This is a genomic window from Lutimaribacter saemankumensis, assembly GCF_900100005.1.
GTDB classification, from domain to species: Bacteria; Pseudomonadota; Alphaproteobacteria; order Rhodobacterales; family Rhodobacteraceae; genus Lutimaribacter; species Lutimaribacter saemankumensis.
On record NZ_FNEB01000003.1, the window covers coordinates 285,177 to 298,386 of the forward strand.

A 13,210-nucleotide genomic window follows, 5' to 3' on the forward strand; every position below is an offset into this window, starting at 1 on the left:
AATGGCGGGCGTTTGGCAAGGGGTCAGGCGATTGGCGGCAAGGCGGGTTTGCGCCGCATCCCCCCAAGCGCGTTCAGCGTGACCGCGCACAGGATGATCACGCCGCCCCAGAGCGTGGCGGAACTGGCCTCTTCGCCGAGAAACAGCCAGACCCAGACCGGGGCGAGCATCACTTCGATCATGCTGATCAGCGTGAGGTCGGCGGCCGGCACGACCTGGCTGCCGATGGTGTAAAGCGCCATGCCGACCGCCAGGAGGCCCGCGCCCATCAGCATCGACACCAGTATGTCGGGCAGGGGCACCCAAAGCGGCTGTCCGGTGACCGCCAGCATGATCAGCGCCACCGCCATCGACAGCGCGCCGCCGATGGCGACGGCGGGCATCATGTTGCCCAGCCGGCCCCAGCGCAGCGCCAGGGTGAAGATCGCAAAGCCGAGCGCCGATCCCAGCGCCGCGAGGTTGCCGGCCAGCGCCCCAAGCGCCAGCCCTTCGCGCACCATCACCAGAAGGCCGAACAGCGCCACGCACATCGCGGCCCATGTGGTCGCGCGCACCCGTTCACCCAGCAGCGCCCAGCCCAGCCCCGCGGCCAGGAAGGGGGCGGCGGAGAACAGGAACACCGCGTTGGCGACCGTGGTCGACTGAATCGCGAAGATCGCCCCGGCAAAGGCCAGCACGAGGCCCGCGCCGCCGATCAGCCCGGCCCGCCCGGTGTCGCGCAGCGCGGCACCCAGGGGGCGCCGGCCGCGCAGGGCCACGAATGTCAAAAGCACAGGCACCATCGCGGCCGACCGCCAGAACAGGATTGCCCAGGTTCCGGCGACCTCGATGTTGCGGATCGCCAGGCCCATCATCGACCACAAGAGCGCGGCCACCGCCACCAGCGCCGCACCTGCCGCGTATCCCATCCGCCCGTCGTCCCTTGCCGTTGCCTGTCGGCGGCATGGTGTGCGGCGCCAGGCGCGGCGTCTGTTCCGTTCCCGACGCGCAACAGGGCGCAATCGGGCATTCAAAGCACTGGCCAGCGGGGGCAAATCCGGCTATCGTGCGACCATCAGACCCCGCAAAGGGGCGAACATGAGGCAGCGAGCGGTGCACCCATGACGGAAATGGTCTATGGCGCGGTCCCCGTGCGGGACGGCGAACCGGTTCTCCCCAAGTGGTGGCGGACCGTGGACAAGTGGACGATGTCCTGCATTCTGATCCTGTTCGGGATCGGGATCTTGCTGGGGCTTGCGGCCTCGCCGCCGCTGGCGGCCAAGAACGGGTTCGAGGCGTTCCACTACGTGCAGCGCCAGGCGTTTTTCGGCGGGCTGGCCCTGATGGCGATGCTTGTCACCTCGATGATGTCGCCCACGCTGGTGCGGCGGCTGGCGGTTCTGGGCTTCGTTGCGGCCTTTGTCGCACTGGCGCTGCTGCCGTTTTTCGGCACCGATTTCGGCAAAGGCGCGGTGCGGTGGTATTCGCTGGGATTTGCGTCTTTGCAGCCGTCGGAATTCCTGAAACCCGGTTTCGTCGTGGTGGCCGCCTGGATGATGGCCGCCGCGCAGGAGATCAACGGCCCGCCGGGGCGGCTTTGGTCGTTCGGCATGACGATGGTGATCGTGGCGATGCTGGCGATGCAGCCCGATTTCGGACAGGCGAGCCTGGTGCTGTTCGGCTGGGGCGTGATGTGGTTCGTCGCGGGCGCGCCGATGCTGCTGCTGGTCGCCATGGCGGCGGGCGTGGTGATGGTGGGCACGCTGGCCTACAACAATTCGGAACATTTCGCGCGCCGGATCGACGGGTTCCTGACGCCCGATGTCGATCCCACGACGCAGCTGGGCTATGCCACCAACGCCATCCGCGAGGGCGGTTTTTTCGGTGTCGGCGTGGGTGAGGGGCAGGTGAAGTGGTCGCTGCCCGATGCGCATACCGATTTCATCATCGCGGTCGCGGCCGAGGAATACGGGCTGATCCTGGTTCTGGTGATCATCGCGCTTTACACCAGCGTCGTCGTGCGCTCGCTTTTGCGGCTGATGCATGAACGCGATCCGTTCATCCGGCTGGCAGGCACCGGCCTTGCGGCGATGTTCGGCGTGCAGGCGATGATCAACATGGGTGTCGCGGTGCGGCTGTTGCCGGCCAAGGGCATGACGCTGCCATTCGTGAGCTATGGCGGCTCGTCCCTGATCGCGGGGGGCATCGCGGTGGGGATGCTGTTGGCCTTTACCCGCACCCGTCCGCAGGGCGAGATCGGCGACATCCTGCGCGGCGGTCGGAGCCGCTGAGGCCGGGGCGCGGTTGTGCGAAACCCCGCCGATATCGCGGCCCGCCGGGATTGCGATGCGGCGCGCGGGGCGATATGCGGCGCGGCAGGGCTGTTGACGGAGTAGGGCGATGACGGAACGCCAACCCTTACTGGTGATTGCGGCCGGCGGCACGGGCGGGCACATGTTCCCCGCGCAGGCGCTGGCCGAGGTGATGCTGCGCAAGGGCTGGCGGGTGAAGCTGTCGACCGACGCGCGCGGCGCGCGCTATACGGGCGGCTTTCCCCATTCGGTCGAAATCCAGCAGATCAGCAGCGCCACCTTCGCGCGGGGCGGTATCCTTGCGCGGCTGGCGGTGCCGTTCCGCATCGCGGGCGGCGTGCTGGGCGCGGTGCTGGGCATGATGCGCGACAGGCCGGACGTGGTCGTGGGCTTTGGCGGCTACCCGTCGATCCCGGCGCTTGCGGCGGCCACGATCCTGCGCCGCCCGCGGATGATCCACGAACAGAACGGCGTTCTGGGCCGGGTGAACCAGGTGTTCGCCCGCCGTGTCGACGCGGTGGCCTGCGGCACATGGCCGACCGCGCTGCCGGACGGGATCGAGGGGCATCACACCGGCAACCCCGTGCGCGGCGCGGTGCTGGAGCGCGCGGGCGCGGGATACATCGCGCCGGGCGATTACCCGATGTCGATCCTCGTGATGGGCGGCAGTCAGGGCGCGCGCATCCTGAGCGACATCGTGCCGCCCGCGATCGCGGCGCTGCCGATGGAGGTGATGCAGCACATCCGCGTGAGCCACCAGGCCCGCGACGAGGATGGCGAGCGTGTCGCCGCTTATTATGCCGAACACGGCATCCAGGCCGACGTGCAGCCGTTCTTTCATGACATTCCCCGCCGCATGAGCGAGGCGCAGCTTGTGATCAGCCGCTCGGGCGCATCGAGCGTGGCCGATATCAGCGTGATCGGACGCCCGGCGATCCTGATCCCCTATGCCGCCGCAACCGCAGACCACCAGACCGCCAATGCCCGCGGGCTGAAAGAGGCGGGCGGCGCGATCGTGATCCCCGAACGCATGCTGACGGTCGAGGCGATGGCCGAGCAGATCGCACTGGTTCTGGGCAACCCCGACGGCGCCGCGCAGATGTCGCGGGCCGCGCTGTCGGTCGGACGGCCGGACGCGACCGAGGCGCTTGTGGCGCTGGTCGAGGATCTGGCGCAGGGGCGGCCTGCAGCAGGGGCGGCGGGTTGAAACCCGCCCTACGGCACAAGCCGGGCAAAAGCCCGGACCAAAGACAAAACCGCGCGGGTGCGCGGTGCGAAACGAGGACCAACGGACGATGAACGCAGCAGCCACGAAACTTCCCACCGATGTGGGCCCGATCCATTTCGTCGGCATCGGCGGTATCGGCATGTCGGGCATCGCCGAGGTGTTGCTGAACCATGGCTATGACGTGCAGGGCAGCGACCTGAAGGCGTCGAAGATCACCGAGCGGCTTGAAGGATTGGGCGCGCGCGTCTTCATCGGGCAGAAGGCCGGGAACCTGGAGGGCGCCGAGGTCGTCGTGATCTCGTCCGCGATCAAGCCGGGCAACCCGGAACTGGACGGCGCGCGGGCCCGTGGCCTGCCGGTTGTGCGCCGCGCCGAGATGCTGGCCGAGCTGATGCGCCTGAAATCGAACATCGCGGTCGCCGGCACCCACGGCAAGACGACCACCACCACGCTGGTCGCGGAATTGCTGGTCAAGGGGGGCATCGACCCCACGGTGATCAACGGGGGCATCATCCATGCCTATGGCTCGAACGCGCGGATGGGGCAGGGCGAGTGGATGGTGGTCGAGGCCGACGAATCCGACGGCACCTTCAACCGCCTGCCCGCCACCATTGCCATCGTGACCAATATCGACCCCGAGCACATGGAGCATTGGGGCGATTTCGACACGCTGCGCGACGGGTTCTACCAGTTCGTGTCGAACATCCCCTTTTACGGGCTGGCGGTGTGCTGCACCGACCATCCCGAAGTGCAGGCGCTGGTGGGCCGGGTGACCGACCGCCGGGTCGTGACCTATGGTTTCAACGCGCAGGCCGATATCCGGGCCGCGAACCTGACCTACAAGGCGGGTGTGGCGCATTTCGACATCCTGCTTCAGGCCGAGGGCGCGGCGATCGAGGGCTGCACCCTGCCGATGCCGGGCGACCATAACGTCAGCAACGCGCTGGCTGCCGTGGCCGTTGCGCGGCACCTGGGCATGAAGCTGGGCGAAATCCGCGACGCGCTGGCGCAGTTCGGCGGCGTGAACCGCCGTTTCACACGCGTGGGCGAGGTGAACGGCGTGACCATCATCGACGATTACGGTCATCACCCGGTCGAGATCGCAGCCGTTCTGAAAGCCGCGCGCCAGGCCTGCGAGGGCCGCGTGATTGCGGTGCACCAGCCGCACCGCTACAGCCGGCTGTCGAACCTGTTCGACGATTTCTGCGCGTGTTTCAACGATGCCGACGTGGTGGCCATCGCCGAGGTCTTTGCCGCCGGCGAAGACCCGATCGAGGGCGCCACGCGCGACGACCTGGTGGCCGGGCTGATCCGGCATGGCCACCGCCACGCCCGCGCGATCCGCGACGAGGACGACCTGGAGCGCCTCGTGCGGGAACAGTCGCGGCCCGGCGACATGGTCGTCTGCCTGGGCGCGGGCACGATCAGCGCCTGGGCCAACGGACTGCCCGCGCGGCTGATGGACAAGGCGGGGTAACGCCATGACGCTGGGCTGGGCGGTGGTCGCAATCGTGGTGCTGATGGCGCTGGTCGCCGTCACCCGCGTGATCCGGCGGCTGGTCCTGGCCTTTGCGGGTGCGGCGGCGGCGCTGCTGCTGATCCATTACCAGCATGACCCGGCCAGTGCGGGCACCGCGCTTGCGGCGCTGGGCGGCGGGCTGGCCTTGGCGGGGCCGTTGCGCGGGCTTATCCTGCGGACATTCCTATAGCGAAGGGCATCGGGGCGGCGCGATGGCAGACACCCTCAAACGCAGGATCGGCCTGGGGCTGCTGACAGCTTACGGCGTGGGCATCATGGTGGGCGCGGGCATTTACGTGCTGACCGGGGCCGCCGCAGGCGTGGCCGGCATGTGGGCGCCGCTGGCCTTTCTGCTGGCGGCGCTGGTGTCGGTGCCTACGGCGCTGAGCTTTTCCGAGCTGTCGGCGCGCATCCCCGAGGCGGCGGGCGACAGCTCTTACATCGAGATGGGGTTGAACCGGCACGGTCTGGCGGTCTTCGTGGGATGGATCAACGTCATTGCGGGCACGGTTGCGGGCTCGGCGGTGTTGCGCGGGGGCGTCGGTTACCTGACCTCGTTCGTGGATATCCCCTTTGTCGTGGCGGTTGTGGGGCTTGGCGTGATCCTGACGCTGATCGCGCTGGTGGGCGTGCTGGAAAGCCTGGCCTTCGCCGCGATCCTGACCATCGTCGAGGTGATCGGCCTGCTGCTGGTGATCTGGGCGGGCTTTTCCGCGCCGCCGGTGGCGGAATGGTCGATCCCGCTGCCGCCGCCGGAATGGGCGGGGATCGCGGGCGCCACGATATTCGCCTTCTTCGCCTTCATCGGTTTCGACGACATGGTGAACATGGCCGAAGAGACCCGCCGGCCCGAGCGCACGATGCCGCGCGGCATCCTGCTGGCGCTGGCGATCACGGCGCTGCTTTATGCGCTGGTGTCGCTGGCGGCGGTCCGCGCCGTCCCGCGTGAGGTTCTGGGCATGTCGGAACGTCCGCTGGCCCTGGTCTGGGAGGCCGGCACGGGCCAGAGCGCGGTTTTCCTGAGCGTTATCGCCGTGGCCGCCGCGCTGAACGGCATCCTGGCGCAGATCGTGATGGCGAGCCGGGTGCTTTACGGGTTGGGCAAGCGCTCGCCCGGGTTCGCGATCTTCCGCCATTCGCATCCGCGTTTCGGCACGCCCGTTCTTGGCACGGTGGCGGTGGGGGGCGTGACGATCGCCGCCGCGCTGACCCTGCCGGTGGCGACATTGGCCGAGATCACCACCCAGGCGCTGCTGGTCGTTTTCGCAATCGTCAATGCGTCGCTGATCGCGCTCAAGCGCAAGGCGCCGGCAACGCCGTTCGACGTGCCGTCCTACGTGCCATGGGCGGGGCTGATCCTGTGCGTGGCGCTTTTCGCGGCCTCGCTTGTGGGGTGGTTTGTCTGACATGAAAGAGGGGCCCGAAACATGAGCATACCTGTCATACTGTCGATCCTGTGGGTGTTCGCAGCGACCGTCACCGCGATGCTGCCGATGCGGCATCAATATGTGCCCGGCGTGATCCTGCTGCTGGCGGCGCCCGTGCTGATCGTCTGGATGGGCGCGCTGCATGGCTGGTGGCTGGCGGTGCTGGGGCTTGCCGCCTTCGTGTCGATGATGCGCAACCCGCTGCGCTATCTCTACCGCCGGGCGCGCGGCGAGCGGCCGGAGTTGCCGAAATGAGCGCGCCGCTGATCCTGGCCTGCCTGTGGCTGGTCACGGCCAACGTGCTGGCGATGATCCCTTCGCGCGACCACCACTGGACGCGGGCCTATGTGCTGATCGCGTTGGGTGTGCCGCTGCTGGGATGGCTGGCCTGGGCGCAGGGGCCCTGGATCGCCTTGCTGTTCCTCGCCGCCGGCATGAGCGTGCTGCGCTGGCCGGTGATCTACCTTGCGCGCTGGGTTCGGCGAAAGTTCGGGGCGGCGGGATAACGGCGGCGTGGCCGACCGTGCCCCCCTTGCGCTTTGCGCGGTCGCGGCTTAACCCGCTGACATGACCGAAATGCCCACACCCCGCGGGCGGCTGACGCCCCATAGGCCGCTGAACGACCTGACCTGGCTGCGCGTCGGCGGCCCGGCCGACTGGCTGTTCCAGCCTGCCGACCTGGCCGACCTTCAGGATTTCCTGGCGGCGCTCGACCCCGCGGTGCCGGTCTTTCCGATGGGCGTTGGCAGCAACCTGATCGTGCGCGACGGAGGCATCCGCGCGGTGGTGATCCGGCTGGGGCGCGGATTCAACGGGATTGCGATCGACGGCAACCGCGTGACGGCGGGTGTGGCCGCGCTGGATGCGCATGTGGCCAAGCGCGCGGCGGCGGCAGGGGTGGACCTGACATTTCTGCGCACGATCCCCGGCAGCATCGGCGGGGCGGTGCGCATGAACGCGGGCTGCTATGGCAGCTACACGGCGGACGTGTTCATCAGCGCGCGCGCGGTCACGCGGGCGGGCGAGTTGGTGACGCTGACCTCCGATGACCTGAATTTCCGCTATCGCCAGACCGACCTGCCCGAAGGCTGGGTGCTGGTCGACGCCACGTTCGAGGGGGCTTCGGGCGATCCCGCGATGCTTGAGGCCCGCATGGCCGATCAACTGGCCAAACGCGACGCGACCCAGCCCACGAAGGACCGCAGCGCCGGCAGCACCTTTCGCAATCCTGCCGGGTTTTCCAGCACCGGTCGTGCCGACGACACCCACGAGCTGAAGGCGTGGAAGGTGATCGACGATGCCGGGATGCGGGGCGCGCGGCGGGGCGGTGCGCAGATGAGCGAGAAGCATTCCAACTTCCTGATCAACACCGGTGACGCGACCGCTGCAGACCTCGAAGGTCTGGGCGAGGATGTGCGGAAAAGGGTTTACGATTCCAGTGGGATCACGCTAGAGTGGGAAATCATGCGGGTCGGCGAAACGACCCCGGCAGGCTAAGAATAACGACAAGTCAAAAAGGGCCGACAAAACGGCCCATGTATCAGAGGCACGGACGGTGGCGAAGTCGAGCAGGACAAGCCCCAAAGTGGCGGTGTTGATGGGTGGCCCCTCGGCCGAGCGCGAGGTGTCGCTGTCTTCCGGGCGCGCATGCGCCGCCGCGTTGAGGGGCGAGGGATACGAGGTGGTCGAGGTCGATGCAGGCCGCGACCTGCCGGCGCGTCTGTCCGAGCTTTCCCCCGATGTCGCATTCAACGCGCTGCATGGCCGCTGGGGCGAGGATGGCTGCGTGCAGGGCATCCTGGAATGGATGCGCATTCCCTACACGCATTCCGGTGTGCTGGCCTCGGCGCTGGCGATGGACAAGCAAAAGACCAAGGCCGCGTTCCGCGCGGCCGGGCTGCCTGTCGTCGAAAGCGTGCTGGCCGCCCGTGACGAGGTGCGCGCCCGTCACGTGATGGCGCCGCCTTACGTGGTGAAGCCCAATAACGAAGGGTCGTCCGTGGGCATCTATATCGTCGATGCGCAGGCCAATACCCCGCCGCAGCTGGATGACACGATGCCCGATGTTGTGATGGTGGAAACCTACGCGCCGGGCCGCGAGCTGACGACGACCGTGATGGGCGATCGCGCACTGACCGTGACGGATATCATCACCGAGGGCTGGTACGATTATCACGCCAAGTATGCCGAGGGCGGATCGCGCCACGAGGTGCCCGCCGACATCCCGTCCGAGATTTTCGACGCCTGCATGGATTACGCGCTGCGGGCGCATCGCGCGCTGGGCTGCCGGGGCGTCAGCCGCACCGATTTCCGCTGGGACGAGGCGCGCGGGCTGGACGGTTTGATCCTGCTGGAAACCAACACCCAGCCGGGAATGACCGCCACGTCGCTCAGCCCCGAGCAGGCGCAGGTGGCGGGGATGAGCTTTGGCCAGTTCTGTGCCTGGATGGTGGAGGATGCCTCATGCGATCGCTGATCCGCCGTAAACCGAGGGAAGCGCCCCCCGATCCCGCGCCGTCGCGGTGGTCCTACCGGATGCAGCGGCTGATGCTGACGCCGGGGTTCCGGCTGTTTCTGCGCGCAGGTGTGCCGATGGCGCTGAGTTTCGCGGTCGGCACGGCCTACATGGCCGACGAGGGGCGGCGCGATGCGCTGAACCTGGCGATCGCCGATATCCGCAACCAGATCGAGACGCGTCCCGAATTCATGGTCAACGTGATGGCGATCGACGGCGCCAGCGCCAGCGTGGACGAGGACATCCGCGAAATCCTGCCGCTGGATTTTCCGGTCAGCTCGTTCGACCTCGACCTGGTGGCGCTGCATGACACCGTGCGCGAACTGCCCGCCGTCAAGGATGCCAGCGTACGCATCCGCACCGGCGGCGTGTTGCAGATCGACGTGACCGAACGCGTGCCCGTGGTGCTGTGGCGCACTGCCGACGGGCTGGAGTTGGTGGACGAGACCGGCATGGCCGTGCGTCCGGCGCTGTCGCGCGCCGATCATCCCGATCTTCCGGTGATCGCGGGTGATGGCGCGCCCGACCACGTCGCCGAGGCATTGCGGATAATCCGCGCGGCCGGGCCTATGGCCCCGCGTGTGCGTGGCCTTGTGCGGATGGGCGAACGGCGCTGGGACATGGTGCTGGATCGCGGGCAGCGCATCCTGCTGCCCGAAAGCCAGCCGGTTCAGGCGCTGGAGCGGGTGATCGCGCTGGATGACGCGCAGGAGATGCTGGAACGCGACCTGGCTGCCGTCGACATGCGGCTGGCCGGGCGTCCGACACTGAGAATGAATGCCAGCGCCGTAGAGCAGTGGTGGCGGGTGCAGAAGACGAGTTTGGGAGAATAACAAGAAATGATCGAACTCTACGAAACGCAAAGAGCGATGCGCAACATGCGCAAGGCGGCGATGCAGCGCAGGGTCGTTGCGATCCTGGATGTGGGCAGCTCCAAGATCGCCTGTCTCGTGCTGAGGTTCGACGGCGCAGACCGGCTGGACGCCGAGGGCATCGGCCCGATGGCGGGGCAGGCCGGGTTCCGGGTGATCGGGGCGGCGACCACACGGTCGCGCGGCGTGCGGTTCGGCGAAATCCACGCGATGCAGGAAACCGAACGCGCGATCCGCACCGCGCTTCAGGCGGCGCAGAAGATGGCCAATATCCGCGTCGATCACGTGATCGCGTGTTTTTCGGGGGCCGAGCCGCGCAGTTATGGCGTGGCGGGCGAGATGGACCTTCAGGGACATGTGGTGACCGAACAGGACGTGAGCCGTGTGCTGTCATCCTGCGACGTGCCCGATTTCGGGCCGGGCCGCGAGGTGCTGCATGCCCAGCCGGTGAATTTCGCGCTGGATCACCGCTCGGGCCTGGGCGATCCGCGCGGGCAGATGGGCCAGCGGCTGGCCTGCGACATGCACATGCTGACGGTCGAGGACGCCGCGATCCAGAACCTCGCACATTGCGTCAAGCGCTGCGATCTGGAGCTGGCGGGCATCGCCAGCTCGGCCTACGTGTCGGGCATATCGGCGCTGGTCGAGGACGAGCAGGAGTTGGGCGCCGCCTGTATCGATCTGGGCGGCGGCACGACGGGCGTGTCGATCTTCATGAAGAAACACATGATCTATGCCGACACCGTGCGCATGGGCGGCGATCATGTGACGGGCGACATCTCGATGGGGCTGTCGGTGCCTGCGAACGTCGCCGAGCGTATCAAGACATTCTATGGCGGCGTGGTCGCCACGGGCCGCGACGACAGCGAGATGATCGAAACCGGCGGCGAAACCGGCGATTGGGAACATGACCGGCGGTCGGTCAGCCGGGCCGAACTGATCGGCATAATGCGCCCGCGCGTCGAGGAAATCCTGGAAGAGGTGCGCGCGCGGCTCGATGCCGCGGGGTTCGAGCACCTGCCGAGCCAGCAGATCGTGCTGACGGGGGGCGCAAGCCAGATCCCCGGCCTGGACGGGTTGGCCAGCCGCATATTGGGCCAGCAGGTCCGCCTTGGCCGCCCGCTGCGCGTCCATGGCCTGCCTCAGGCCGCGACCGGGCCGGCATTCGCCAGCGCGGTGGGCCTGTGCCTGTTCGCGGCGCATCCGCAGGACGAGTGGTGGGATTTCGACCTGCCGGTCGACCGCTACCCGGCCCGCAGCCTGCGCCGCGCGGTCAAGTGGTTCAAGGATAACTGGTAGGGGCGCACCGCCCCCGCCGGGTCCGGCCCCTTGCGGGCGAATCTCCTCCAAGTGTCGCGGCTGCCGGGCCGGACACAATAGGGTTGCGCCCGATCGATACCGCAATATCTGGGCAAATCGGCAAAATCCCGCGCGTGAGCCCCCAAAACCGGCCATATTTTGTGGGTTTTCTGCGTTTTTTTGGTGACGATGCCATGACCAAACGTTAAGACTGACCCAGAAAATTTGAGAAAATGCCCGGTCAGGCGGGCGATAAGCACAGGCGGACAGACCATGACATTGAACCTTTCGGTGCCCGGACATGACGATCTGAAGCCCCGCATCACCGTTTTCGGTGTGGGCGGGGCCGGTGGCAACGCAGTCAACAACATGATCGAAAAGCAGCTGACCGGCTGTGATTTCGTGGTGGCGAACACCGATGCGCAGGCGCTGCAGCAATCGCACGCCGACAATCGCATCCAGATGGGCGTGAAGGTCACCGAGGGCCTGGGCGCGGGTGCCAAGGCCACGATCGGCGCTGCCGCGGCAGAGGAAAGCATCGAGCAGATCGTCGACCACCTTGCCGGCTCGCACATGTGCTTCATCACCGCCGGGATGGGCGGCGGCACCGGCACCGGGGCGGCCCCGATCATCGCGCAGGCCGCGCGTGAACTGGGCGTGCTGACCGTGGGCGTGGTCACCAAGCCGTTCCAGTTCGAGGGCGGCAAGCGCATGCGTCAGGCCGAAGAGGGCGTCGAGGCCCTGCAGAAGGTCGTCGATACGCTGATCATCATTCCGAACCAGAACCTGTTCCGCCTGGCCAACGAAAAGACGACCTTTACCGAGGCGTTCTCGATGGCCGACGACGTGCTGTACCAGGGTGTGAAGGGCGTGACCGACCTGATGGTGCGTCCGGGCCTTATCAACCTCGACTTCGCGGATGTCCGCGCCGTGATGGACGAGATGGGCAAGGCGATGATGGGCACCGGCGAGGCCGAGGGCGAAGATCGCGCCGTGCAGGCCGCCGAAAAGGCGATCGCCAACCCGCTGCTGGACGAGATCAGCCTGAAAGGCGCCAAGGGCGTTCTGATCAACATCACCGGCGGGCACGATCTGACCTTGTTCGAACTGGACGAAGCCGCCAACCGCATCCGCGAAGAGGTGGACCCGGACGCCAATATCATCGTCGGCTCGACGCTGGATACGGACATGGAAGGCACGATGCGCGTGTCGGTCGTGGCGACCGGCATCGACGCCACCGACGTGCATCACGACATCCCGGTTCCGCGCCGGTCGATGGCAGCCCCGCTGACCGCGACCGTCAGCACCGAGGAAAAGGCCCCCGAAGCGGCGGCCCCGGCTGCGCCGGAGCCCGTGATGGCAGCCCGCACCGAAGCCGCTGAAGAGCCCGGCCTGTTCGAAAACCTCGATGCGCAGCGCGCTGCCGCCGAAGAGCAGATGGAAGACATCTTCGACGAAGGTCCGGCCGCTGCCGACGATCTGCCGCCCCCGGCATACCGCCCGCAGGCTGCCGAGTTCCAGCCGCGTATCGAAGACGAGTACGAGGATGAGGTCGAGGCCTATGTCGCGCCCCGCGCGCCGGCCCCCGGCACCCCGTCGCCCGAGGCGATGGCCCGTCTGCGTGCCGCTGTCGGCCGCCGCCCGGAAGGCGGCGAGGCCCGGGCCGCAGCCCCGGCTGCCGAACCGCGTCACGCGACCGAGTCCGAGCGCCCGCGTTTCGGCATCAACTCTCTCATCAACCGGATGACCGGGCATGGCGAGGGCGCCCAGCAGGCCGCCGCTCAGCCGCGCCAGCAGCCGCCGGTGCGCGCTCAGCAAGTGCAGGAGGACGCCGATCCCGACCAGGAACGGATCGAAATTCCGGCCTTCCTGCGCCGTCAGGCAAACTGACGTAGCGTCACGATTTCGTCGGAAAAGACCGCCCTTGTGGCGGTCTTTTTCTTTTCCTGACAGTGGTTTATAGGGTCGGCTTCGCATCTGCGGCGAAAGGCTGCCGATCCTCGGCGCCCATGTTTCAGAACGTTACAAAGAGTGAGTTGAGCCTGGCACTGCCTTCGGA

General features: G+C 67.5%; 13 protein-coding genes. 12 read left to right on the plus strand and 1 reads right to left on the minus strand.

Translation table 11 applies throughout. The features are described 5' to 3' along the window. Positions 1-23: 23 nt before the first annotated feature. Positions 24-908 (minus strand): DMT family transporter, encoded by an 885-nt coding sequence (locus BLT50_RS08635; protein ID WP_090028255.1) that lies wholly within the window; start codon positions 906-908, stop codon positions 24-26. Positions 909-1,100: 192 nt separating this feature from the next. Between BLT50_RS08635 and ftsW the strand changes: the two genes are divergently transcribed. The 12 genes from ftsW (at position 1,101) to ftsZ (ending at position 13,041) form a co-directional block, all read left to right on the plus strand. Further along, positions 1,101-2,270: a putative lipid II flippase FtsW gene (gene ftsW / locus BLT50_RS08640; RefSeq protein ID WP_090028256.1), complete on the plus strand. Its 1,170-nt coding sequence runs from the start codon at positions 1,101-1,103 to the stop codon at positions 2,268-2,270. 109 nt (positions 2,271-2,379) lie between these two features. Then, positions 2,380-3,498, plus strand: coding sequence for a UDP-N-acetylglucosamine--N-acetylmuramyl-(pentapeptide) pyrophosphoryl-undecaprenol N-acetylglucosamine transferase (locus BLT50_RS08645; RefSeq protein WP_090028257.1), 1,119 nt, complete (start codon positions 2,380-2,382; stop codon positions 3,496-3,498). 88 nt (positions 3,499-3,586) lie between these two features. Further along, entirely contained in the window at positions 3,587-4,996 is a 1,410-nt protein-coding gene (gene murC / locus BLT50_RS08650) for a UDP-N-acetylmuramate--L-alanine ligase (protein ID WP_090028258.1), read from the plus strand. 4 nt (positions 4,997-5,000) lie between these two features. Continuing rightward, the gene (locus tag BLT50_RS08655) at positions 5,001-5,228 is read left to right on the plus strand and encodes a hypothetical protein (RefSeq protein ID WP_090028259.1); all 228 of its coding nucleotides are present in this window, start codon (positions 5,001-5,003) and stop codon (positions 5,226-5,228) included. Positions 5,229-5,250: 22 nt separating this feature from the next. Continuing rightward, positions 5,251-6,444, plus strand: coding sequence for an APC family permease (locus BLT50_RS08660; RefSeq protein ID WP_090028260.1), 1,194 nt, complete (start codon positions 5,251-5,253; stop codon positions 6,442-6,444). 21 nt (positions 6,445-6,465) lie between these two features. Further along, entirely contained in the window at positions 6,466-6,720 is a 255-nt protein-coding gene (locus BLT50_RS08665; RefSeq protein ID WP_090028261.1) for a DUF2484 family protein, read from the plus strand. Further along, positions 6,717-6,971 carry a DUF2484 family protein gene (locus tag BLT50_RS08670; protein ID WP_090028262.1) on the plus strand — a complete coding sequence of 85 codons (255 nt, stop codon included), beginning with the start codon at positions 6,717-6,719 and terminating at the stop codon, positions 6,969-6,971. The genes BLT50_RS08665 and BLT50_RS08670 overlap by 4 nt, the downstream gene beginning before the upstream one ends. A gap of 61 nt (positions 6,972-7,032) precedes the next feature. Beyond that, positions 7,033-7,962, plus strand: a complete 930-nt coding sequence (gene murB, locus BLT50_RS08675; protein WP_090028263.1) for a UDP-N-acetylmuramate dehydrogenase — start codon at positions 7,033-7,035, stop codon at positions 7,960-7,962. A 100-nt stretch (positions 7,963-8,062) separates the two neighbouring features. Then, positions 8,063-8,941 (plus strand): D-alanine--D-alanine ligase, encoded by an 879-nt coding sequence (locus BLT50_RS08680; RefSeq protein ID WP_245723334.1) that lies wholly within the window; start codon positions 8,063-8,065, stop codon positions 8,939-8,941. Next, positions 8,929-9,813, plus strand: coding sequence for a cell division protein FtsQ/DivIB (locus tag BLT50_RS08685; protein WP_090028265.1), 885 nt, complete (start codon positions 8,929-8,931; stop codon positions 9,811-9,813). Before BLT50_RS08680 ends, BLT50_RS08685 begins: the two co-directional genes overlap by 13 nt. A gap of 6 nt (positions 9,814-9,819) precedes the next feature. Beyond that, complete coding sequence (ftsA, locus tag BLT50_RS08690; RefSeq protein ID WP_090028266.1) at positions 9,820-11,151, plus strand: cell division protein FtsA; 1,332 nt, start codon at positions 9,820-9,822, stop codon at positions 11,149-11,151. Between the two features lie 273 nt (positions 11,152-11,424). Further along, the gene (gene ftsZ / locus BLT50_RS08695) at positions 11,425-13,041 is read left to right on the plus strand and encodes a cell division protein FtsZ (protein ID WP_090028267.1); all 1,617 of its coding nucleotides are present in this window, start codon (positions 11,425-11,427) and stop codon (positions 13,039-13,041) included. Positions 13,042-13,210 lie beyond the last annotated feature (169 nt).